Source organism: Leifsonia sp. EB41, from assembly GCF_041262565.1.
GTDB lineage: Bacteria > Actinomycetota > Actinomycetes > Actinomycetales > Microbacteriaceae > Leifsonia.
Genome location: NZ_JBGCCJ010000001.1, coordinates 2202694 through 2224530, shown reverse-complemented (window position 1 = coordinate 2224530; position 21837 = coordinate 2202694). Strand labels below are relative to the sequence as shown.

The window sequence follows — 21837 nt, the reverse complement described above, 5'->3', positions numbered from 1 at the left end:
GACAGTGACTCTCCATTCTACCAAGGGCAGGGAGCCAGAATGCCCGAAATCGCCCCTCTGAGGCGTTTTCTTTGGACGGGCGACCTCTTTTGTGCTGTCAGCCGTAAGTATCGCGCGGACCGCGCCCTGGAATCGACCTGGGACCGCGTTTCCAGGAGGGGGCGTCCGGGCCTTGAAAACGGATCGACTGGATGTCCGCGTCCGGGAACCGCTCGCCGATGCGCACCAGGAGCTCGGAGCGCATCATCCGGAGCTGCGTCGCCCAGGCCGTCGACTCGCAGCGCACGACCAGGACGCCGTCGGTGATCTGGTCGGGCACGGCGTGCTTGGCGGTCTCCTCGCCGGCGAGCTGCTCCCAGCCCTCCAGGAGGTCGGACTTCGCGAGCGGGGCGGTCCAGCCGAGCTGCTGCGCGAGGGCGTCGACCACGTCGCCGAGTCCGCGCGGGTCGCGCCCCGACCCGAACGGCTTGGACGCCGACGGGTCGTCCGCGCCGCGTTTCGCGCGCCGGCTACGGGAGGGGGTGCCCGTAAAGAGCTCCTTCATCCGCAGGTAGACGGCCGATGCCTCGCTCACGATCCCACGATAGTCCCGGCCTCGATCCGCACGGTGTGGGCGGTGAGGGTCTCCGGGACGTCGTCGTAGACCGCAGCAGTGATGAGGACCTGCTCGTAACCGGCTACGGCGGTTGCGAGCATACGCCGGCGGGCCTGGTCCAGCTCCGCGAAGACGTCGTCGAGGATCAGCACGGGGTCGCCGGTCGAGGACTCCCGGCGCAGCAGCTCGGCGGAGGCCAGCTTCAGCGCGAGGGCGAACGACCAGGACTCGCCGTGGCTGGCGTAGCCCTTGGCCGGGAGACCGTTGAGCTCGAACAGCAGGTCATCGCGGTGCGGGCCGACCAGCGTGAGCCCGCGCTCCAACTCTTTCGCGCGCACCGCGGCCAAAGCGCCGCGGAACACGTCCGCCGTGTCACCGGCTGAGCTGGTTACCGTCGTGTCGGCGTCGTCGTCCTCCTCGTCCACGTGCGCGCCCCTGATCGTGAGCTGCGGGATCAGCCGGGGATGGTGGTCGTCGCCTGCGACCGAACGGTACGCGGCGACGAGCGGGTCGCTGAGTCGTGCGACCAGGTCCAGCCGGGCATCCACCAGCTCGGTGCCGAGGGCGACCAGTCGCTCGTCCCAGATGTCGAGGGTCCCGAGCTGGTCGGCCTTCACCCGGGAGGCGCGGGCCGACTTCAGCAGGGTGTTCCGCTGCTTGAGCACGCGCTCGTAGTCGGCGATCACCGCAGAGAAGCGCGGGTTCCGCTGGATCAGGAGCTGATCCAGGAACCGGCGCCGGATGCCGGGCTCGCCGCGGACCAGCGCGAGGTCCTCCGGGGCGAACAGCACGCTGGAGAAGTAGCGCGGCAGCTCGCGCGGCTTGATCGCGCCGCGGTTCACCTGCGCTCGGTTCGGCGAGGAGCGGTTGAGCTGCACCTCCACGAGGAGCTCGCGGCTGTCGTGCTCGATTCGCGCCCGGACGATCGCCGAGTCGGCGTCCTTGCGGATCATCGCCTGATCGCTCGACACCCGATGCGACCCGAGGGTGCTCAGGTAGGCGAGCGATTCGACGAGGTTGGTCTTGCCCTGACCGTTGCGGCCGACGAACAGATTGGCGCCGGCCGCGAACGGGACATCCGCGGTGCGATAGTTGCGGAAATCAGTCAGGGAAAGATGTGTAACTCTCAATGAGGGTTAGTCCACGGCCTTCACGGCGTGGCCGCCGAACTGGTTGCGGAGGGCGGCGACCGCCTTCATCGCGGGCGAGTCCTTCTGGCGGGAGACGAAGCGCGCGAAGATCGAGGCGCTGATCGTGGGGACGGGGACGGCGTTGTTGAGCGCCTCCTCGACGGTCCAGCGGCCCTCGCCCGAATCATCCACGAAGCCCTCGATGTGCTCGAACTCCGGGTCCTGCTCCAGAGCGCGCACCAGCAGGTCGAGCAGCCAGGAGCGCACGACCGTGCCGCGCTGCCACGCCTTGAAGGTGCCGGTGACGTCCTTGATGATGTCCTTGCGGGTGTCGAGCAGCTCATAACCCTCGGCGTATGCCTGCATCAGCGCGTACTCGATGCCGTTGTGCACCATCTTCGCGTAGTGGCCGGCGCCCACCTCGCCGACGTGGACAAAGCCCTCGTCGCGCGGACCCTCCGGACGCAGCGCGTCGAACACGGGCATGACGCGCTCGACCTGCTCCTTGGAGCCGCCGACCATCAGGCCGTAGCCGTTGTCGAGACCCCAGATGCCGCCGGAGACACCGGCGTCCATGAAGTCGACGCCCTTCGGCGCGAGCTGCTCGGCGTGCTTGAAGTCCTCGGTGAACTTCGAGTTGCCACCGTCGATGACGAGGTCGCCCTTCTCGAGCAGCGGCTCGAGGTCGGTGATGACCGAGTCCGTGACCTGGCCGGCCGGCACCATGACCCACACGGTGCGCGGAGCGGGGAGGGCCGCGACGAGGTCCGCGAGCGTCGCCACATCCGACACATCGCGGTTGGTGTCGTAGCCGGTGACCTCGATGCCCTTCTTCTCCAGGCGAGCACGCATGTTGTTGCCCATGCGTCCGAGACCGATGAGGCCGATGTGCATGATTGTCCTTCTTCTCTCGTGGAGCGGGACCGGGTCCTAGCGAAGCAGCAGGTTGGGCTGCAGCAGGTACTTGTAAGAGTCCGAACCGGACTGATCCTTCGAGGTCTGACTCGTGATGAGCACCGGACCCGGCTTGTTGGGGTTCTCGGTCTTGGTGAAGGAGATGCGCACGAATTCCGAGTGCACGGCACCGAGACCATCGAGCAGGAACTGCGGCTTCAATGAAACCACCGTCTCCTGGCCAGTGAGGAGAGCGTCGATGCTCTCGGATGCTTGCGCCTGCTCCGAGCCGATCGCTTCCAGCGTCAGCCCGTCGGCGGTGAAGGTGTAGCGGAGCGCGGCCTCGCGTTCCAGGACGAGGGAGACGCGCCTGGTCGCCTCGATGAGCTCGGCGGTGTTGATCACCGCGTAGTTGTCGACCTGCTCGGGAAAGAGCCGGCGGACCGGCGGGAAATTGCCCTTGATCAGCAACGACGTCACCGTCTTCTTGTCCGCCGTGAACGCGATGAGCTCGCGGTCGTCGCGGTTGGTGATCGAGATGGACACCGTCCCGGAGTGGCCGAACGTCTTGCCGATCTCGGTCAGGGTGCGAGCGGGGACGAGTGCGGTCTGCGCCTCGCCGGAGGTGGTCCCGTTGTCCCAGTCGATCTCTCGGACGGCGACGCGGTAGCGGTCGGTGGCGACCAGACCGAGCGTGTTGTTGCCGACCTCGAGCTGCACTCCGGTGATCACCGGGGTGACATCGTCGCGCGACGCGGCGACACCGACCTGGGCGACGGCCTCGGCGAATTCCTCGGCAGGAACGAGCCCGGCCTCCCCGTCGACCTGCGGGATGCTCGGGTATTCCTCGACCGGCATGGACAGCAGCGTGAAGTTCGCCGACCCGGCCCGGACGACGATCTTCGATTCCTCGGTCGAGAACTGGACGGGCGCGTTCGGGAGCTTGGCTGCGATCTCCGCCAGGAGCCGGCCGGAGACGAGCACGCGGCCCGGCTCCTCGACCTCGGCCGCGATCTGGGTCTGCGCCGAGACCTCGTAGTCGAAGGACGAGAGCTGCAGTCCGGTGTCGGTCGTCTCGATCAACACGCCGCTCAGGATGGGAAGGGTGGTCCTCTGCGGAAGAAGCTTCACGGCGAAGGAGACGGCCTCACTGAAGACATCCCGATTGGCTTGGAACTTCACGAAGTCTCCCCTGGTCGGCGCTCGGATACGAACGTCACCGATCCTAGCGCTTGGCCTCCGGCGCAGAAGTTGTCATTCGAGCCAGCGCTTGAGGTTGTCGGCCGGCCTTAACTGAGAAGGATTAATCATTAATGGTGTTAACCGCTGTGGAAACTGTGGATAACTCGGTGGATACCTTGCAATCAGTGGGAACTACAGCCTCGTGACTTGTTGATGACCGGTGGAATCCCGCTGTTGACAGGGATGTCGAGCGATCGGCCGAGCGACGGCTTTTCACAGCCCAGCGTCCGTCGTCCCCATTAATCGAGCGACTTTCCGGAACTTCTCCACAAGTTATCCCCAGGTGTTAATAACGAACTCTCCCCACTCTGGGGATCGATCTGTGGATAACTTTCTCGAGCGCCGCGGCGTGGCGTGCTCCGGGACCGTCCGCCGGCCTACTTGCCGTAGCGGTGGTTCTGCTTGATCCGGCTGGTGAGCTCCGTCACCTGGTTGTAGATCGAGCGCCGCTCCTTCATGAGCTCGCTGATCTTCTTGTTCGCGTACATCACGGTCGTGTGGTCGCGGCCGCCGAAGAGCTGTCCGATCTTCGGCAGGGAGAGGTTCGTCAGCTCGCGGCAGAGGTACATCGCGATCTGGCGGGCGGTCGCGACGGCCTGTGAGCGGCTCGACCCGTACAGGTCGTCGACGCTGAGCTTGAAGTACTCCGCGGTGTTGGTGATGATGTCCGTCGGCGCGATCACGTTGTCGTCGTCGAGCGTGATCAGGTCCTTCAGCACCGTCTGCACCAGCGGCATGTCGACCGGCGTGCGGTTCAGGCTCGCGAACGCGGTGACGCGGATGAGCGTCCCCTCCAGCTCGCGGATGTTGCTCGACACCTTCGACGCCATGAACTCGAGGATGTCGTCCGGGACGAGGATCTTCTCGCTCTGCGCCTTCTTGCGCAGGATCGCGATGCGGGTCTCGAGGTCGGGCACCTGGACGTCGGTGATCAGGCCCCACTCGAAGCGCGACCGCATCCGGTCCTCGAAGCCGGTCAGGTGCTTCGGCGGGAGGTCGCTGGTGATGACCACCTGCTTGTTGTGGTCGTGGAGGGTGTTGAACGTGTGGAAGAACGCCTCCTGCGTCTCGACCGCCCGCTGGAGGAACTGGATGTCGTCGATCAGCAGGATGTCGATGTTCCGGTAGCGCGCCTGGAACGACGAGCCGCGGTTGTTCGCGATCGAGTTGATGAAGTCGTTCGTGAACTCCTCACTCGACACGTACCGCACGCGGATCCCCGGGTAGAGGCTCATCGCGTAGTGGCCGATGGCGTGCAGGAGGTGGGTCTTGCCCAGACCGGAGTCGCCGTAGATGAAGAGCGGGTTGTAGGCCTTGGCCGGCGCCTCCGCGACGGCGACCGCCGCAGCGTGCGCGAACCGGTTGGACTGGCCGATGACGAAGTTGTCGAAGCTGTACTTCGAGTTGAGCCGGGTGTCGCCGTTGCGCGGGGGTGCGGTGATCTCGGTCGGCGGCGCCACCATCGGCGCCACGGCGTCCAGATACGGCGCCGGCTCCGGCTCGGAGGGGCCGACCATCGACTCCTGCTGGATCTCCGGGTTCACCACGATCGCGAAGGTGTTCACCTCGAGCGCCTGGTCGAGGGAGCCGATCGCGTTGAGGAGCGGGACCCGGCTGCGCTGCTCGATCATTCCGCGCGTGAACTCGTTGGGCACCTCCAGGTAGAAGGTGCCGGCCATGATGCCCTTGGGCTCGACCAGGCTGAGGAAGCCGTGCAACTGCGGGGTGATGCGGTCGTCCGTCTCGAGATTGTCGAGCACGCTCTGCCATGCCGCAGAAATGGACTCTTCGCCGCCTGCCATCGTTCCCCGTCTTCGAATTTCGTGGATGCCGTCGGCCCGGCGCGAGACGAGTCGTCCCCCGTGTGACTCGCGCTGGGCTGGCGGCAAGGATGCCGCCGTGGGGTATTCACAGAGTTATCCACCGCTGTGTGTGCAATACCGTAGCGATCTCCAGCCGTTTTTGGGATGGCCTGGGGATAACTTTGGAGTTCACGCTAACTTGTCCACAGGTGTGGATCAAATTCGGTTCCCGGAATACTCCGGCGCGTCGCTCACGCGCTTCCTGCCAATCCCGTGCATAATCAAGGGTTTCGGGGCGATCAGTTTGACCTCGGTTGCCTCAGGACGTAGTTTTAATAAGTTGACTTCAGCCGTTTCGGCTGCCCAGAAACTTTCCTGGCCTCCCCGTGCTGGCCGAAATCCTTTCAGCACCGGCCTGTGAAGAGACCACCACGGAGATTGATATGAGCAAGAGAACGTTCCAGCCGAACAACCGCAAGCGCGCGAAGACCCACGGCTTCCGCCTCCGCATGCGCACGCGTGCCGGCCGCGCCATCCTGTCGGCGCGCCGCTCCAAGGGCCGCGAGAAGCTTTCGGCCTGACCCCTTCCGGGTCAGAGCCCCTTCCGGCGTAGGTCGCGGCGCGTGCTCGCGAAGAACCATCGCATCACGCGGGGCGCGGAGTACCGGGCGACCGTGCGACGAGGTGCTCGCTTCAACGAAGCGAGCACGATCGCGTACGTCCGCTTCAACCGCGACTCCGACGTGGTGCGATTCGGTTTCATCGTGAGCAAGGCGGTCGGGAACGCGGTCGTCCGCAATCGCGTGCGGCGCCGGCTCAAAGCCGCGGCGTACGACCTCCTCCCCCGCCTGTCGCCGGCGGTCTCCGAGGGTGCCGGCATCGATGTGGTGATCCGGGCATTGCCAGCGTCCGCCCAACTGACGTGGGCTAATCTGCACGGTGAGGTCTCGCGGGCCACCGACCGTTTCCTCAGCCGTCACACCACCAGTCCGCGCGACAACCGTCCACGGGACACCACCGAAGGCAACGTCCGTCCATGAACACCGCGATTGCAGCTGTGCTCCTCGCTCCGAGGAACGCTGCCGTGCTGGTGCTTCGGGCGTACCGAGCGGTGATCTCCCCGCTGTACGGCGATGTCTGCCGGTACTACCCCTCTTGCTCCGCCTATGCTCTGCAGGCGATTCAGGAGCATGGAGTGATCATCGGGAGCGCGCTCGGCATCCGCCGGATCGCGCGCTGTCACCCGTGGGCAGCCGGAGGGGTCGATGACGTCCCCCTCAAGAAGAAGCACCGCTACCGGGTCACTCCGTTCGGATTCGTCGTCGCCATCAGCCAGGGAAAGGCCTAGCACCTCAACATGCCTGACATTTTCGGTACCATCCTCTGGCCCATCAAATGGGTCGTGGAGCTCATCCTCGTCGCCTGGCACTGGGTGTTCAGCAACATCGGTATGGACCCGGCGGCAGGTATCACCTGGGTGCTGTCCATCGTCGGCCTGACCGTCGTCGTGCGCGCGGCCCTCATCCCGATCTTCGTCCGGCAGATCAAGAACCAGCGACGAATGCTGGAGATCGCGCCGCAACTCAAGAAGATCCAGGACAAGTACAAGGGCAAGAAGGACCAGTTCTCCCGCGAGGCGATGTCACGCGAGACGATGGAGCTCTACAAGAAGACGGGCACCAACCCGCTGAGCTCGTGCCTCCCGCTGCTGCTGCAGATGCCGGTGTTCTTCGCGCTGTTCCAGGTGCTCAACGGAGCCCAGAGCGGCAAGGCCGGCGTCGGCCCGCTGAACGCGACGCTCGCCGAGCAGTTCGGCAGCGCGACCCTGTTCGGCGTAGCCCCGCTGCACCAGAGCTTCTCGGGCGCCCAGCACGCCAACCCGCCGCAGGTCGCCGTCATGGTGATCGCCGCGATCATGGTCGTGCTGATGACGGGATCGCAGTTCCTCACCCAGCTCCAGATCGTCTCCAAGAACATGTCGCCGGAGACCAAGGCGAGCCCGCAGTTCAAGCAGCAGCGCATCCTGCTCTACCTGCTCCCCTTCGTGTTCCTGTTCTCCGGCTACGCGTTCCCGCTCGGCGTCATGTTCTACTGGCTGACCTCGAACCTCTGGACGATGGGTCAGCAGTTCCTCGTGATCCGGAACCTGCCGACGCCGGGGTCCGACGCGGCCAAGGCCCGCGAGGCCCGCCTGGCCCGAAAGGGCAAGCTGGTGCAGGACGGCGCCATCGTCCTCCAGGTGGACGAAGTGCCGCAGAAGCCGGTGACCACGCAACGCGTGCAGCCGGTGAACAAGAACCGCGCGAAGAAGCAGGCCGGAAAGAAGTAGGGATATGACCGACGTGCAGACCGAGTTCACGCCTTCCGAGGAGGAAGCCGTCCACTCCCCCATCACCGCAGACGTGGACGGCGACGCCGAGTCGACGCCCCCTGCTGACCTCGACCGTGAGGGCGACATCGCCGCGGACTACATCGAGGAGCTGCTGGACATCGCCGATATCGATGGCGACATTGACATCGACACCCGCAACGGCCGCGCGTACATCTCAGTGAACGCTGAAGAGGGCACCAACCTTCGCCTGCTGTCGAAGCCCGATACGGTCGCGGCACTGCAGGAGCTGACCCGCCTTGCGGTTCAGAACCAGACGGGTGGATTCTCCCGGCTGATCCTCGACATCGCCGGCTCGCGTGACGCGCGCCAGGCGGAGCTCGCCACTCTGGTGGACCGGGCGATCGCGCGACTGGAGGAAGGTTCGGCCGAGGCTTCGCTGCCCGCGATGTCCTCGTACGAGCGCAAGCTCGTGCACGACATCGTGTCCGAGCGGGGATACGTCTCCAACTCCCGCGGCGAGGGTCGTGACCGCCACACGGTCATCACCCCCGCGTAGTTTCACGTGAAACGGTGACTGATTCCGTCGAGACCGAACCCGCGGTCGCTGGAACTCTCTTCGGTGAGCGAATCGATGTCGCTCGCGCATTTACGGCCAACCTCGTTGCCCAGGGCGAGGAGCGTGGGTTGATCGGACCCCTTGAGCTCCCCCGGATCTGGTCGCGTCACATCCTGAACTGCGCGATCGTCGCGCCGCTGCTCAAGCCGGGACGCGTTGGGGATGTCGGAAGCGGCGCCGGCTTGCCTGGGCTCGTGCTCGCGATTGCCCGGCCCGACGTTGATTTCGTGCTCATCGAGCCGATGGAGCGCCGCGTCGCGTGGCTGAATGAGCAGGTGGCTGAGCTCGGACTCGCCAACGTGACCGTCGTGCGCGATCGGGCCGAGGATGCACGGTTGACGGAGCCGTTGGACCAGGTCACCGCCCGGGCCGTGAGTGCCTTCCGCAAACTCATCCCGCTGACCGCTCCCCTGCTCCGAGCTGGTGGCGAACTGGTGCTGATGAAGGGCGCCGGTGCGCCCGCGGAGGTCGAAGCGGCCTCCAAAGAGATGCGCAAGTACGGTGTGCATGACGTCGAGGTACTGACGCTCGGTGATGGCGTCCTCGACGATGTCACCCGCGTCATTCGGGCACAGGTTCGCTGAGGATAACTGCGTTCTCCACAGCTTCCGCGATGCTGAAGGGTGTCGCCGAACAGTCAAGCTAGAGTTGACGAGTGGTTCGCACTGCGTTCCAGCATCTCCCCGCGGCGAGGCCGTAGACCGTACCAAGCAACGAGGTTTCACGTGAAACAACCCGACCAGGATGCTCCCGCTGAGGTGGGTGAAATCACCTTCGATGCGTCGACGCCGCTTGCCCGGGAAATGCAGGATCTGGCCAGGAGGAGACAAGCCATCGCTTCAGCGACGTTGCCGTTGCCATCACGAACTCGGATCTTCACGATCTCCAATCAGAAAGGTGGCGTCGGTAAGACGACCACTGTCGTGAACCTCGCAGCCGCCCTGGCAAAATCAGGCGCGCGGGTCCTTGCGATCGACCTCGACCCGCAGGGGAACGCCTCCACTGCACTGAGCGTGGAGCATCGGGAGGGCACTCCGAGCGTCTACGATGTGATCGTCAACGACAAGGAGCTCGAGGAGGTCATCCAGAAGAGCCCGGAATTCGATGGTCTCTTCGTGATTCCCGCGACCATCGACCTCGCCGGCGCTGAGATCGAGCTTGTCTCGATGGTCGCCCGTGAGCAGCGTCTTTCCCGCGCACTCAGTCGTTTCCTGGACGAGTTCGACATCGATTACGTCCTCATCGACTGCCCGCCCTCACTCGGGCTGCTCACCATCAACGCCTTCGTCGCTGCCACCGAGGTGCTCATCCCGATTCAGTGCGAGTACTACGCGCTCGAGGGCCTGAGCCAGCTCCTGAAGAACATCCAGCTCATCGAGCGACACCTCAATCCGAAGCTGCAGGTGTCGACGATCCTGCTGACCATGTACGACTCCAGGACCAACCTCGCCCATCAGGTGGCGGATGATGTCCGGCAACACTTCCCCGACGAGGTCCTCGAGACGATCATTCCGCGCTCCGTGCGGATCTCGGAGGCACCGAGCTACGGGCAGAGCGTCATCAGCTATGACGCGAACTCGTCCGGCTCGCTCTCGTACCTCGAGGCGGCCGCTGAAATCGCACGAAGAGGAGTACCCCGCTAATGGCAGCGAAGCGCACTGGTTTGGGACGCGGTATCGGCGCACTGATCCCCACGAGTGATCAGTCGGCGCGACCGGTGGATGTCTTCTTCCCGGAGACGTCCGCAGTGGCGACGGCGGAGCTCGTCGCGGTGCCCGGCGCCCGGCTCGCGAACCTCTCCCCCGCTGACATCGTGCCCAACGCGGCGCAGCCGCGCGTCGAGTTCGATCGCGATGCGCTGGACGAGCTCGTCGCGAGCATCCGCGAGGTCGGAGTGCTCCAGCCGGTGGTCGTCCGTCCGATTGCCGGCCAGGTGGACAAGTACGAGCTCATCATGGGCGAGCGGCGACTGCGGGCGACCAAGGAGCTCGGCTTCGACAGCATCCCGGCGGTCATCAAGGACACCGCCGACGAGGACATGCTGCGGGACGCCCTCCTGGAGAACTTGCACCGGTCGCAGCTCAACCCGCTCGAGGAGGCGTCGGCCTACCAGCAGCTCCTCGCGGACTTCGGGATCACCCAAGAGCAGCTCGCGACCCGGATCGGCCGGTCGCGGCCGCAGATCACCAACACGATCCGCTTGCTGAAGCTCCCGGCGCCGGTGCAGTCGCGCGTGGCGGCCGGCGTCCTCAGCGCAGGACACGCTCGCGCGATCCTCTCGGTCGGTGACGACGAGGACGCGATGGTGCGGCTGGCAGACAAGATCGTCAACGAGGACCTCTCGGTTCGCGCGGCGGAGGCTGTCGCAAGCAGGTCGCCGAAGCCGGTCCGGACCAAGGCCTCCCCCGGCAAGCACCGCGGACACCTGGATGAGGTCGCAGAGCGTCTCGGAGATCGGCTGAATACCCGTGTCAAGATCAGCCTGGGCGCTCGAAAAGGCCAGATCGTGGTCGATTTCGCCACGATTCAGGACCTGAACCGGATTCTGGACGAGATCGGCCAGCCGACCTACAGTTCGCCGGTCCGTTTCACGTGAAACCCCTCCATCAATAAACGGGAGGGAGGCTGATTCAGCCTCCCTCCCGTTTCACGTGAAACCCCCTACTACTCCCCCGCATCCGCGATCGCCGCTGCCGCGAGCGACGCGTAGACGTCACCAAGGTCCCGACCGGACGCCGCGATCGCCTGGGGCATGATCGACGTCTCCGTGAGACCCGGCAGCACATTCGCCTCCAGGAACCACGGGACGCCCGCCGCGTCGACGATCAGGTCGACCCGGGACAGGTGCCGGAGGCCGAGCGCTGCATGTGCTGCGGTCGCCGCGGCCGAGACCGCCTCGGTGGTCGCCCCGTCCAGCCGCGCCGGCACATAGAACCGGGTCTCCCCCGCGTTGTACCGAGCATCGAACGTGTAGGTGCCCTCGACCGGCTCGATTTCCACCGGCGGAAGCGCGATCGGGCCGTCTCCCGTGTCGAGCACGGCGACGGAGACCTCCACGCCGGCGATCTTCCGCTCGATGAGGGCGACGTCGGCGTAGGTGTACGCGTCGACCATCGCGCGCGGGAGCTCCTCAGCAGCCGTGACGATGGTGACGCCCTGCGCCGAACCGCCGTGGGCCGGCTTCACTACGAGCGGGACATCGAACGCGCCGAGCACCGTCGCCAGCACACTGTTGGCACCGAGCTCGCGGAAGGTCTCCTTCGGAAGCGTGACCGACGCGGGCGTGGCGACGCCGGCACGGGACACGACGGTCTTGGCGGTCGGCTTCGACCAGGCGAGTCGGGCGGCGTCCGTCGTCGACCCGACGAACGGCACGCCGGCGAGTTCCAGCAGCGCGCGGAGGGCGCCGTCCTCACCACTCGATCCGTGGAGCGCCGGCCAGACGACATCCGGGCCGCTCTCGCTGAGGTAACCGAGCAACTCGCCGTCCGGCTCGCGCACGGTGACGTGGTGTCCGAACGACTGGAGGCCGTCGGCGACACGTCGTCCGCTCCGCAGTGAGATGTCTCGCTCGTGCGAGATTCCGCCGGCGAGAACGACGATGTCAAGTGCTTCTTTTTCGGCCATGATCTGCTCTTTCTTCGGCAAATGGATGCGCGGACGAGAGGATCAGCGCAGATCCGTCGGCGGGTTCGGGCTGGTGCGGCTGGCGCGCGACGCCGTGAGCGGGCCGGTGCCGGCGAAGGTGTCCAGGAGGTCCTGCTCGCCGTTGATGACGTTGGCGAGCCGGCGGACCCCGACCTTGATGCTCTCCGGCGTGGGATAGCAGAACGACAGCCGGATGTTCTGCGCGCCCGACCCGTCCCCATAGAACGCTGTGCCCGGCGTGTACGCGACGAGCTCGGTCACGGCGCGCGGCAGCATGGCCTTGGAGTCGAGGTGCGACGGCAGCGTGAGCCACACGTAGAAGCCGCCGTTCGGGTTGGTCCAGGACAGCTCGGGGAGGTACTCCTCGAGCGCGGAGATCATGGCCTCCTTGCGCTCCCGGTACACACCGCGGAACGTGTCGATCTGGCCGCGCCAGTCGGCGTCGCGCAGATACTCGGAGATGACGAGCTGACTGAACGAGCTCGGGCTCAACACAGCCGCCTCGTTGGCGAGGATGAGCTTCTCCCTAATCGCGTGGGGTGCGAGCGCCCAGCCGACCCGGAACCCGGGTGCGAGGGTCTTCGAGAAGGTGCCCAGGTAGACGACGCCCTCGCGCTCGACCGACCGCATCGCGGCAGGAGGCTTCTCACCGAAGTAGAGCAGTCCGTACGGGTTGTCCTCCAGCACCAGGATGTCGTTCTGGCGGGCGATCTCGAGGATCTCGAGCCGCCGCTCCCACGACAGGGTGACTCCGGCCGGATTGTGGAAGGTCGGCACCGTGTAGAGGAACTTCACCCGCCGGCCCGCTGCCTTCAGCCGCGCGATGTGCTCTCGCAGGGCCTCCGGAATGAGCCCGTGCTCGTCCATCGGGATGTGGTCGACCTCCGCCTGGTACGAGCGGAAGATGACCATCGCGGTCACGTAGCTGGGGCCTTCGGCGAGCACGACGTCGCCCGGGTCGATGAACAGCTTGCTGAACAGTTCGAGCGCGTGCTGCGAGCCGGTCGTCACGATGACGTCATCGGCGCTGCCGCTGATCCCCTCGAGGGCCATCACGTCCAGGATCTGCTCCCGCAGCGCGGGAACGCCCTGGCCGGACCCGTACTGGAGGGCGACCGCACCCTGCTCGCGCATCACCCGGTCCATCGCCCCCACGACGAGATCCTCGGGGAGCGCCGCGACGTACGGCATGCCGCCGGCCAGCGAGACCACCTCGGGGCGGCTGGCGACGGCGAACAGGGCTCGGACCTCACTGGCGGCCAGGCCGCTGGTGCGCTGCGCGTAGTGGTGATACCACGGGTCCAGATTGTTGCCCTGCTGACGAGGGCTGCCCTGTTCTGTCACGAATCGTCCGTTTCTCGTGTCGTTCATTCATGCTAGGGGCGGCACGCATCCCGCTGGAAATCGAGCCGACTCCCGGGTACACGAAAGACCCGCCCGGCAGATGAGCGCCGGACGGGTCTGACAGTGTGTGGAAGCTGCCTGGCTGTCGCGCTACGCGAGGTAGGCGGCCAGGTCGGCCTCGAGGGCGGGCTTCGGCTTGGCGCCGATGACGGTCTTGACGACCTCTCCACCCTGGTAGACCTTCATCGCCGGGATCGACGTGATCTGGTACTTCGCCGCGGTCTGCGGGTTCTCGTCCACGTTGAGCTTGACGATCTCGATCTTGTCCGCGTGCTCGGCGGCGATCTGGTCGAGGATCGGGCCCACGGCGCGACACGGACCGCACCACTCGGCCCAGAAGTCGACGAGGACGGTCTTTCCGCTGCTGAGGACGTCCTGCTCGAAAGTGGCGTCCGTGACGGAACGTGCTGCTGACATAGTTGCTGATTCTCCTTATGCGGTGGTGGTGAGTTCGAGATCGCCGGACGCGCCCTCCGCCGCGCGCTCCAGCAGGTCCTTGGGGAGGGTCGTGAGGTAGTGCTCGGCGTCGAGCGCGGCGACCGTACCCGACGCGGCGGCGGTGACCGCCTGGCGGTAGGTGGGGTCGATCACGTCGCCCGCGGCGAACACGCCCGCGACCTTCGTCTTGGAGCTCCGGCCGGCGACCGCGATGGTCCCCTCCGGAGTGAGGTCGAGCTGGCCGTGGACCAGGTGGACCCGCGGGTCGTTGCCGATCGCGATGAACAGGCCCTGCAGCTCCAGCTCGCTCTGCTCGCCGGTCTCCAGGTTGCGCAGCGTCACCGCGCGCACCTGCTCGTCGCCGCTGATGCCGACGACCTCCGAGTTCCAGACGAACTCGATCTTCTCGTTGGCGAACGCGCGCTCCTGCATGATCTTGGAGGCGCGCAGCGAGTCGCGGCGGTGGATGACGTACACCTTGTCCGCGAAGCGGGTCAGGAAGGTCGCCTCCTCCATCGCGGAGTCGCCGCCGCCGACGACGGCGATCGTGCGCTCACGGAAGAAGAACCCGTCGCAGGTGGCGCACCAGGAGACGCCGTGACCGGACAGGCGCTCCTCGTCCTCCAGCCCGAGCTTGCGGTACGCGGAGCCTGTGGCGAAGATGACCGACAGCGCCTCGTGGACGGCGCCGGAGCCGAGTGTGACCGTCTTGACGTCGCCGGAGAGGTCGACGGACACGACGTCGTCGAGGACGATGTCGGTGCCGAACTTCTCGGCCTGCGCCTGCATCTTGAACATGAGGTCGGGGCCCATGACACCGTCGGGGAAGCCGGGGAAGTTCTCGACCTCCGTGGTGTTCATCAGCTCGCCGCCGGCCTCGACAGAGGAGGCGATCAGCAGCGGCTTGAGGTTGGCGCGAGCGGCGTAGATGGCCGCCGTGTAACCGGCTGGGCCGGAACCGATGATGATGATCTGCCGCACGGAGGAACTCCTTGATGGTCTGCGGTGCTCCGTCCGGAGACACCGCCCTGTAGAACACATCCTAGGCGGATGCTATTCCGTGTCACCTGCGAGCGGAGGATCGGGCCGCGGCGCGCTCCAGAATGGGTGCGAGACCGGCCTCCAGATCGCTCGAACGCAGGATGGCGAGGAAGCCGACGTAGACGACGAGCATGATCACGCCGACGATCGCCGACGAGACGACGGCGGCGACGGGACCGCTCACAGGGAAGGATCCGTGGCCCACTCCGCCGAGGATGACGAGGAACCCGCCGCCCGCCACCATCGCCGCGAGTCCTGCCACGATGAAGCGCCACATCCCGTCCAGGATGCGCCGGCCGTCCACTCCCCCGGTGCGGCGGCGTAGCAAGGCGAACGCCAGGCCCGCCTGCACGACGCTCGCGCCGGAGACCACGAAGGCGATCGCGGCGGCGCGGAAGTCCGCGGGCACCGAGAAGCACGCGAGCACGCCCACGATGATGACCACCGTCTGCACGAGGGTGAACATGAACGGCGTTCGGGTGTCCCCGAGGGAGTAGAAGGCGCGCTGGGCCATGAACACGAGAGAGAACGGGACCAGACCGATGAGGTAGGCGATGAGCACGTTGCCCATCGACTGGTACGACGAGGTGAAGACCCGGGCGACCGGATAGGCGAGGACGATCAGCACGGCCGACGCCAGCACGATCAGGAACATGATCGACCGTGCGGCGCTCGAGAAGTCGTCGCGGAACGAGTCGACGGCTCCGCGGTGGGCGTGCTCCGCCATCCGCGTGTAGAAGGCGGTCACGATCGACACGGCGATGATGCCGTGCGGGAGCATGAAGACGAGCCAGGCGTTCGTCATCGCGAACGAGCCGGCGTGCCCCTCGCCGACCGAGTTGGCGACGTTGGTCTCCACGAGTCCCGCGACCTGCGTGGCGATGAGCATGGCGAAGGTCCAGCCCGCTGCCTTGCCGGCCGAGCCGAGGTTCACCCCGCGCCAACCGAAGTCGAAGCGGAAACGTAGGCCGATCCGTCGCCAGAACAGGAAGAGCACGAGCGCCTGCGCCGCCAGCCCCAGCGTCGCCCCGCCGGCGAGCAGCGCCACCATCCCCGGCGACCACACCGCATGGCTGTTCCCGGTGGCGTAGGCGCCGAAGGCGAGCACGAACACGCCGAGCATGACGACGCCGACGAGGTTGTTGACCACCGGCGCCCAGGTGAACGGGCCGAACGACTTGCGCGCGTTCAAGACCTCCCCGAGCAGCGTGTACAGCCCGAGGAAGAAGATCTGCGGCAGCGACCAGTACGCGAACGCGGTCGCGAGCTCCGCCTGGGCCCCGCGCAGGCCGTAGAGGGACATCAGGACCGGGGAGAGCACAGTGGCGACGGCGGCCACACCCGCGAACACCACCATCCCGAGCGTGATGAGCTTGTTGATGTAGGCGCGTCCGCCATCGGGGTTGACGGAGGCGCGAACGATCTGCGGCACCAGGATCGCGTTGAGGATGCCCTGGGCGATGATGGCGTACACGCTGTTCGGCACGATCGTGGCGGTGTTGTACGCGTTCGCGGCGATGCTCGACAGGCCGATCGCCTGGACGAGCAGCCACGCCCTGCCGAAGCCGAGGAGGCGTGACACGAAGGTGCCGGACGCGAGCATCGCGCTCGCCCGGCCCACGCTAGCCATCGGCGCCTCCCGGGGTGGGGCGGGTGTCCGCTTCCGCTGTGTCACCGGAGGCCTCACCGGCGGCGGCGTCTGAGCCATTCCCGTCCTCCGTCGCAGCCTCGTCCTCGTCCCTCCGACGCTGGTCACGCCGGCGCAGGATGTTCCGCACGATCCCGAAGCCGAACAGCAGCACCAGCAGGCCGCCGAAGATCAGCGCCCCGATGCCCTCCCAATCGGCGTGCACATCCACCGTGACCGAGCTGGGCTCGCCGATCGGCACTCCCGTCGGGCTGTAGAGCTGCAGCGACAGGATGACCTGGCCGTTTCCGACCTTGGCCTTCACCGGCACGAGCATCGTCGCCCGGGAGTCCTGCGGGATGGTCTTCGTGGTCGGCGCGTCGATCTCCAGACGGCTGTTCGACGGCGACGCGCTGAGCACGACCGTGACGGCCTCCGTGCTCAGCTCGTTGCTGACCGTGAACGGGATGGAACCCTGCGCGCTCACCAGATTCACGTTCTCGGTGGGCAGGACGTGGACCGAATGAAGGGTCTTCACGGTCGCCTGTCTGCTCGAGTTGACCGCCGTGCTCCACTGCGTGCGCGGGTTCTGCCAGGAGACAGCGAGGAGCGTGAGCAACTGCGCCCTGGTCTGCCCGGTGAGTGTCGTCGGGTCGCTGAGGATGGTCGCGAAGGCGTCGATCGACTTCTCGTCCTGCAGGAGCAGGTGGATGCTGTCGATCCGGGTCTGCGACTCGGGGGCGTCGGTCATCGCGAGCTCGGACGACGGGGCGGACGACAGCAGGGCGGGGAACGTCGACGGCGCCGCGAACGGGCTGGTGAACAGGGCGTCCAGCGTGCGCTGGAGCTGCGTCCCGCTCGACGGCCAGGAGCGGTCGAGGGCGAGGAGGAGGTGGCGGGGCGTCGTGCCCTCCGCGCTGATGAGCTGGAGCTGGGCGTTCAGCTTCGACATCGCGGCGTTCCAGGCGAGGTCGCTCGGCGCCGAGACGGCCTGGCGGAGCGCCTCGGAGAGCCGCTGGTCGGAGACCGCGAGCGTCGACGATCCGCTGTGCTGCGGCGCGTTCGGGGTCGAGTCGAGCTTGTCGGCGTTGGTGTTGCTGCCCGACACGACGACGGTCCCGAGGCCTGCCGCCGCGAGGGGGGCGAGGTCGGCCGAGCGGAGGGTGTCGTCGCCGGGCCACGCGACGCCGCGGAGGCTGTAGTTCCAGGCCAGCAGCCGGTCGAGGGTGGGGAGCGCCGTCCCGGTGCCGGGCGTGGGCGTCGGGCTGGGCGTCGCCGCGGGAGTGGAGGTCGGGTTCTGCGGCTCCCCGATCGCTGTCGGGGTCGGCGAGAAGTTCTTGGGGTCGAGCGCGTAGCCGAGCGCCGTCGGCTGCAGCGGCGCGGGAAGGCCGGCCTGGATCTGACCGGCCACGTCCGCGTCGCCGTAACCGAGTGAGAAGGTGTCGTTCGGGAGGGCGCTCAGCCGGTCGAGCCAGGCCGTCGCGCTGGCGGGCGCGGAGTTCCCGAGCGCGCGGATCGACGCGAGGATCATCGGATCGATGCCGATCGCGACTGTCGCGTGGTTCTGGAGGCCATCGAGGTCGCGGGTCAGCACTCCGTTCGGCGCCGTGTAGGTCGCCAGGTCCTGCGCGGCGATGAGGCCGTCACCGGTCGACGGGCTCACTATCGGCATCACGACGCCGACCGTGGAGCGGGTCGCGGCATCCCCGGGGCTCCAGACGACCGATCCCCGGGCGTTCGCGACGGCCGGGCCGATGTCGACCGTCGCGCCGAGCCCGTAGACGGCCGAGGTGGTCCTCGTGGCGAACGGGACGGCCGTCGCCGGCACGTTCACGCGAACCACGACGCTGGAGCCGGGCTCGAGGATGGGGAGGGTCGCCTTGCCGAGGTCGACGCGGTTCGAGACCGCATCCGTCGAGGTGAGCCAGGAGGCGAGATCCGCTCGCGTCTTCTGCGGCTGCGGATCGAGCCAGAGCCCGACCGCGCCGGCCGTGTAGGCGGTGTCCGTCGGGTTGGTCACTGTGACGGATGCGACCAGCTCCTGCCCCGGCGCGAGCACCCCGCCGTTGTCGGCGGTCAATGAGGCGCCGATCGAGGCGTTCGTCGCCGTGCGGACGGAGGCCGCGGCGACGGACGAGGGGCCGGAGGACGCTGCCGCCGGTCCCGCGGCGGGGCCCGCGAGCAGGGCGACGACGGCGACTCCCGCGCCGATCAGGGCAGCAGGCAGTCGCGCACCCCGGAAGGTGAAGCCGGATACGCTCATGCGCCGACGCACGATACCGGTTCCGCCTCCATGTCGACGATTCTAGGGGCCGCCCCCTGGGAGAGCCCGGCGAGCACGCGGCCTCGCGCCGACGCGAGCGGCGCATCCGGCCTCCCATTAAACTGAGTGACCATGCAGTCCGTCGCCGAATCCCTCGACCGCCTCGGCGCCCTGGCGGCGACCCCGACGGTCGATCGGCTCGCCCAGGCGTTCGCCGCGGCCGGCTTCGAGCTCTCGCTCGTGGGAGGCCCCGTGCGCGACGCCCTCCTGGGCCGCGCGGTGCACGATCTGGACTTCACCACCGACGCGCGTCCGGACGACATCCTGGGCGTCGTCCGGCCGATCGCCGACGCCGTGTGGGACATCGGCCGCGCGTTCGGGACGATCGGGGCACGCTTCGGCGACGACACGGTCGAGATCACGACCTACCGCAGCGACAGCTACGACGGCGCGACGCGCAAGCCGGAGGTGGAGTTCGGGGACACGCTCGAAGGCGACCTCCTGCGCCGGGACTTCACCGTCAACGCGCTCGCCCTGCGCATCCCGGAGGTGCGGCTGGTGGACCCGTCCGGCGGCGTGGAGGACCTCCTGGCCCGGCGCATCACCACGCCGTCGAGCCCCGAGGTGTCGTTCGGCGACGATCCACTGCGGATGATGCGCGCCGCCCGGTTCGCCTCCCAGCTCGGTTTCGCCGTCGACGAGCAGACACGTGAGGCGATGGCGGACATGGCCGAGCGCATCGGCATCGTCAGCGCCGAGCGCGTGCGCGACGAGCTCACGAAGCTGCTGGCGTCCGACGACCCGCGGCCCGGCATCGAGCTCCTCGTGGACTCCGGACTCGCCGACCAGGTGCTCCCGGAGCTGCCTGCGCTGCGGCTGGAGGTGGACGAGCACCACCACCACAAGGACGTGTACCAGCACAGCCTGACCGTGCTCGACCAGGCGATCGGCTACGAGAAGGACCGCCACCCCGGCACGGCGCCCGACCTGGTGCTGCGGATCGCCGCGCTCCTGCACGACATCGGCAAGCCCGCGACGCGGCGGTTCGAGCCAGGTGGCGCCGTCTCCTTCTATCACCACGACGTCGTCGGGGCGAAGCTCGCCAAGAAGCGGCTGACCGCCCTGCGCTTCGACAAGGCCACGATCGACTCGGTCGCGCGCCTCATCGAGCTGCACCTCCGCTTCTTCGGGTACTCCGACGCCCACTGGACCGACTCGGCCGTCCGCCGGTACGTGCGCGACGCCGGCGGCGAGCTGGAGCGCCTACACATGCTGACCCGCGCCGACGTGACGACGCGCAACCGGCGCAAGGCCGACCGGCTCGGCTTCGCGTACGACGACCTTGAGCAGCGCATCGCCGAGCTGAAGGCGCAGGAGGAGTTGGACGCCGTCCGGCCCGACCTCGACGGCGAGCAGGTGATGCGGCTGCTGGGGCTGAGGCCCGGACGCGACGTCGGTCAGGCGCTCTCATTCCTCCTGGAGCTGCGGCTCGATGAAGGACCGCTCGGCGAGGAGGAGGCCACGCGGCGGCTGCTCGCGTGGTGGGAGGCGCGGTAGGTCGCCGCAGCTTCGGTCCTCCACAGAGTCGGCACCCGGGCGAGTTGTCCACAGATCAGCGAACCCGGCCCCGAAGGCCTCCCGTCATCGCGAGGCTGGACGCATGAGCATCGCAGAGACCGTCGCAGACACCACCACCCAGCGCCCCGGTTGGCGCGGGACCAGCGCATCCGCTACCCTAGATAAGTTGCCCTGGCAGAGTCCTGCCTACGCAACCGATGTCAAACCCTCCTGCTGCAGAACGTCTGCAGCCGCTGAGACCAGAGGAGGTGGGTTAGTCATGCATCAGTACGAGTTGATGGTCATCCTCGATCCCGAGATCGATGAGCGCACCGTAGCTCCGAGCCTCGACAAGTTCCTCAACGTCGTTCGTAACGACGGCGGATCTGTCGACAACATCGACATCTGGGGTCGTCGTCGCCTGGCGTACGAGATCAACAAGAAGTCCGAGGGCATCTACGCCGTCGTGCAGCTCACCGCGACCGGTGACACCACGAAGGAGCTCGACCGCCAGCTGAAGCTCAGCGAGGCCGTCATGCGCACCAAGGTGCTCCGTGCCGAAGAGGCCATCGCGCAGGTCGCGGCCGCTCAGAAGCGTGCCGACGAGAAGGCCGCCCGCAAGGCGTCCACCTCCGCCGACAAGGCCGCTGCCGCCGAGAAGGCTGCCGCCCCCGAGAAGGCCGGCGCCTAGTCCCATGGCCGGCGAGACCGTCATCACCGTGGTGGGCAACCTCACGGCCGACCCCGAGCTGCGCTACACGCAGAACGGGCTGGCTGTCGCCAACTTCACCATCGCATCCACTCCCCGTACGTTCGACCGTCAGGCGAACGACTGGAAGGACGGTGAGGCTCTCTTCCTGCGCGCGAGCGTCTGGCGTGAGTTCGCCGAGCACGTCGCAGGGTCGCTGACCAAGGGGTCCCGTGTCATCGCTCAGGGGCGGCTCAAGCAGCGCTCCTACGAGACGAAAGAGGGCGAGAAGCGTACCTCCATCGAGCTCGAGATCGATGAGATCGGGCCGTCGCTGCGCTACGCCACCGCTCAGGTGACCCGCGCGCAGTCGTCCGGTCGTGGCGCCGCTGGTGGCTTCGGTGGCGGTGCTCCCGCCGTCGAGGAGCCGTGGGCCGCTTCCGCGCCGGCTGACCCGTCCGCGGGCGCCGACGTCTGGAACACTCCGGGCTCCTACAACGACGAGACCCCGTTCTAAAGGGTCCCTCCAACTGAGTTTGCCTGACCGGCCACGGTCACGT

At 67.2% G+C, this 21837-nt stretch carries 22 protein-coding genes; 11 read left to right on the top strand and 11 right to left on the bottom strand.

Annotated features, from left to right (window positions below; translation table 11 throughout):
* Positions 1-97: 97 nt before the first annotated feature.
* From ABH923_RS11000 to dnaA, 5 genes are all read right to left on the bottom strand, one after another.
* Positions 98-544: a DUF721 domain-containing protein gene (locus tag ABH923_RS11000; RefSeq protein WP_370057345.1), complete on the bottom strand. Its 447-nt coding sequence runs from the start codon at positions 542-544 to the stop codon at positions 98-100.
* 26 nt (positions 545-570) lie between these two features.
* Positions 571-1725, bottom strand: coding sequence for a DNA replication/repair protein RecF (gene recF / locus ABH923_RS10995; protein WP_370055405.1), 1155 nt, complete (start codon positions 1723-1725; stop codon positions 571-573).
* 6 nt (positions 1726-1731) lie between these two features.
* Entirely contained in the window at positions 1732-2619 is an 888-nt protein-coding gene (gnd, locus tag ABH923_RS10990; protein ID WP_370055404.1) for a phosphogluconate dehydrogenase (NAD(+)-dependent, decarboxylating), read from the bottom strand.
* 36 nt (positions 2620-2655) lie between these two features.
* Positions 2656-3801 carry a DNA polymerase III subunit beta gene (gene dnaN, locus ABH923_RS10985; protein ID WP_370055403.1) on the bottom strand — a complete coding sequence of 382 codons (1146 nt, stop codon included), beginning with the start codon at positions 3799-3801 and terminating at the stop codon, positions 2656-2658.
* A gap of 437 nt (positions 3802-4238) precedes the next feature.
* Positions 4239-5663 carry a chromosomal replication initiator protein DnaA gene (dnaA, locus tag ABH923_RS10980; protein ID WP_370055402.1) on the bottom strand — a complete coding sequence of 475 codons (1425 nt, stop codon included), beginning with the start codon at positions 5661-5663 and terminating at the stop codon, positions 4239-4241.
* Between the two features lie 443 nt (positions 5664-6106).
* On the opposite strand from dnaA, the gene rpmH reads away from it, so the two are divergent.
* From rpmH to ABH923_RS10940, 8 genes are all read left to right on the top strand, one after another.
* Positions 6107-6244 (top strand): 50S ribosomal protein L34, encoded by a 138-nt coding sequence (rpmH, locus tag ABH923_RS10975; RefSeq protein WP_021763546.1) that lies wholly within the window; start codon positions 6107-6109, stop codon positions 6242-6244.
* A 42-nt stretch (positions 6245-6286) separates the two neighbouring features.
* Positions 6287-6703 carry a ribonuclease P protein component gene (gene rnpA / locus ABH923_RS10970; RefSeq protein ID WP_370055401.1) on the top strand — a complete coding sequence of 139 codons (417 nt, stop codon included), beginning with the start codon at positions 6287-6289 and terminating at the stop codon, positions 6701-6703.
* Positions 6700-7011 (top strand): membrane protein insertion efficiency factor YidD, encoded by a 312-nt coding sequence (gene yidD / locus ABH923_RS10965; RefSeq protein ID WP_370055400.1) that lies wholly within the window; start codon positions 6700-6702, stop codon positions 7009-7011. Before rnpA ends, yidD begins: the two co-directional genes overlap by 4 nt.
* A 9-nt stretch (positions 7012-7020) precedes the next feature.
* Positions 7021-7992, top strand: coding sequence for a membrane protein insertase YidC (yidC, locus tag ABH923_RS10960; RefSeq protein WP_370055399.1), 972 nt, complete (start codon positions 7021-7023; stop codon positions 7990-7992).
* A 4-nt stretch (positions 7993-7996) separates the two neighbouring features.
* Entirely contained in the window at positions 7997-8551 is a 555-nt protein-coding gene (locus tag ABH923_RS10955; RefSeq protein ID WP_370055398.1) for a protein jag, read from the top strand.
* Positions 8552-8565: 14 nt separating this feature from the next.
* The gene (gene rsmG / locus ABH923_RS10950) at positions 8566-9195 is read left to right on the top strand and encodes a 16S rRNA (guanine(527)-N(7))-methyltransferase RsmG (RefSeq protein WP_370055397.1); all 630 of its coding nucleotides are present in this window, start codon (positions 8566-8568) and stop codon (positions 9193-9195) included.
* Positions 9196-9414: 219 nt separating this feature from the next.
* Positions 9415-10254, top strand: coding sequence for a ParA family protein (locus ABH923_RS10945; protein ID WP_370057344.1), 840 nt, complete (start codon positions 9415-9417; stop codon positions 10252-10254).
* Complete coding sequence (locus ABH923_RS10940) at positions 10254-11207, top strand: ParB/RepB/Spo0J family partition protein (protein ID WP_370055396.1); 954 nt, start codon at positions 10254-10256, stop codon at positions 11205-11207. Before ABH923_RS10945 ends, ABH923_RS10940 begins: the two co-directional genes overlap by 1 nt.
* A 68-nt stretch (positions 11208-11275) precedes the next feature.
* Here ABH923_RS10940 and ABH923_RS10935 read toward each other — a convergent pair whose 3' ends face one another.
* The 6 genes from ABH923_RS10935 to ABH923_RS10910 all read right to left on the bottom strand — a co-directional run bounded on the left by ABH923_RS10935 (position 11276) and on the right by ABH923_RS10910 (position 19032).
* Entirely contained in the window at positions 11276-12238 is a 963-nt protein-coding gene (locus ABH923_RS10935; RefSeq protein WP_370055395.1) for a D-alanine--D-alanine ligase, read from the bottom strand.
* A 42-nt stretch (positions 12239-12280) separates the two neighbouring features.
* Complete coding sequence (locus ABH923_RS10930) at positions 12281-13603, bottom strand: PLP-dependent aminotransferase family protein (RefSeq protein ID WP_370057343.1); 1323 nt, start codon at positions 13601-13603, stop codon at positions 12281-12283.
* Positions 13604-13753: 150 nt separating this feature from the next.
* Complete coding sequence (gene trxA, locus ABH923_RS10925) at positions 13754-14080, bottom strand: thioredoxin (protein WP_179604159.1); 327 nt, start codon at positions 14078-14080, stop codon at positions 13754-13756.
* A gap of 15 nt (positions 14081-14095) precedes the next feature.
* A complete protein-coding gene (gene trxB / locus ABH923_RS10920; RefSeq protein WP_370055394.1) occupies positions 14096-15082 on the bottom strand; it encodes a thioredoxin-disulfide reductase in 987 nt (328 codons plus the stop codon).
* Positions 15083-15164: 82 nt separating this feature from the next.
* Positions 15165-16772, bottom strand: a complete 1608-nt coding sequence (gene murJ / locus ABH923_RS10915) for a murein biosynthesis integral membrane protein MurJ (protein ID WP_370055393.1) — start codon at positions 16770-16772, stop codon at positions 15165-15167.
* A complete protein-coding gene (locus ABH923_RS10910) occupies positions 16765-19032 on the bottom strand; it encodes a DUF6049 family protein (RefSeq protein WP_370055392.1) in 2268 nt (755 codons plus the stop codon). Before ABH923_RS10910 ends, murJ begins: the two co-directional genes overlap by 8 nt.
* A gap of 132 nt (positions 19033-19164) precedes the next feature.
* Here ABH923_RS10910 and ABH923_RS10905 point away from each other — a divergent pair, with 132 nt between their 5' ends.
* From ABH923_RS10905 to ABH923_RS10895, 3 genes are all read left to right on the top strand, one after another.
* Positions 19165-20589: a CCA tRNA nucleotidyltransferase gene (locus tag ABH923_RS10905; RefSeq protein ID WP_370057342.1), complete on the top strand. Its 1425-nt coding sequence runs from the start codon at positions 19165-19167 to the stop codon at positions 20587-20589.
* Positions 20590-20869: 280 nt separating this feature from the next.
* Positions 20870-21280 (top strand): 30S ribosomal protein S6, encoded by a 411-nt coding sequence (gene rpsF / locus ABH923_RS10900; protein ID WP_370055391.1) that lies wholly within the window; start codon positions 20870-20872, stop codon positions 21278-21280.
* A 4-nt stretch (positions 21281-21284) separates the two neighbouring features.
* The gene (locus ABH923_RS10895) at positions 21285-21794 is read left to right on the top strand and encodes a single-stranded DNA-binding protein (RefSeq protein ID WP_370055390.1); all 510 of its coding nucleotides are present in this window, start codon (positions 21285-21287) and stop codon (positions 21792-21794) included.
* Positions 21795-21837 lie beyond the last annotated feature (43 nt).

What these genes read in the sequence shown, in the direction of transcription:
- trxA (WP_179604159.1), bottom strand. Translation starts at nt 14,080, where the DNA reads ATGTCAGCAGCACGTTCCGTCACGGACGCCACTTTCGAGCAGGACGTC.
- ABH923_RS10940 (WP_370055396.1), top strand. Translation starts at nt 10,254, where the DNA reads ATGGCAGCGAAGCGCACTGGTTTGGGACGCGGTATCGGCGCACTGATC.
- murJ (WP_370055393.1), bottom strand. Translation starts at nt 16,772, where the DNA reads ATGGCTAGCGTGGGCCGGGCGAGCGCGATGCTCGCGTCCGGCACCTTC.
- rpsF (WP_370055391.1), top strand. Translation starts at nt 20,870, where the DNA reads ATGCATCAGTACGAGTTGATGGTCATCCTCGATCCCGAGATCGATGAG.
- dnaA (WP_370055402.1), bottom strand. Translation starts at nt 5,663, where the DNA reads ATGGCAGGCGGCGAAGAGTCCATTTCTGCGGCATGGCAGAGCGTGCTC.
- ABH923_RS10935 (WP_370055395.1), bottom strand. Translation starts at nt 12,238, where the DNA reads ATGGCCGAAAAAGAAGCACTTGACATCGTCGTTCTCGCCGGCGGAATC.
- ABH923_RS10955 (WP_370055398.1), top strand. Translation starts at nt 7,997, where the DNA reads ATGACCGACGTGCAGACCGAGTTCACGCCTTCCGAGGAGGAAGCCGTC.
- ABH923_RS10895 (WP_370055390.1), top strand. Translation starts at nt 21,285, where the DNA reads ATGGCCGGCGAGACCGTCATCACCGTGGTGGGCAACCTCACGGCCGAC.
- ABH923_RS10905 (WP_370057342.1), top strand. Translation starts at nt 19,165, where the DNA reads ATGCAGTCCGTCGCCGAATCCCTCGACCGCCTCGGCGCCCTGGCGGCG.
- gnd (WP_370055404.1), bottom strand. Translation starts at nt 2,619, where the DNA reads ATGCACATCGGCCTCATCGGTCTCGGACGCATGGGCAACAACATGCGT.
- yidC (WP_370055399.1), top strand. Translation starts at nt 7,021, where the DNA reads ATGCCTGACATTTTCGGTACCATCCTCTGGCCCATCAAATGGGTCGTG.
- ABH923_RS10945 (WP_370057344.1), top strand. Translation starts at nt 9,415, where the DNA reads ATGCAGGATCTGGCCAGGAGGAGACAAGCCATCGCTTCAGCGACGTTG.
- ABH923_RS10910 (WP_370055392.1), bottom strand. Translation starts at nt 19,032, where the DNA reads ATGAGCGTATCCGGCTTCACCTTCCGGGGTGCGCGACTGCCTGCTGCC.
- rpmH (WP_021763546.1), top strand. Translation starts at nt 6,107, where the DNA reads ATGAGCAAGAGAACGTTCCAGCCGAACAACCGCAAGCGCGCGAAGACC.
- yidD (WP_370055400.1), top strand. Translation starts at nt 6,700, where the DNA reads ATGAACACCGCGATTGCAGCTGTGCTCCTCGCTCCGAGGAACGCTGCC.
- ABH923_RS11000 (WP_370057345.1), bottom strand. Translation starts at nt 544, where the DNA reads ATGAAGGAGCTCTTTACGGGCACCCCCTCCCGTAGCCGGCGCGCGAAA.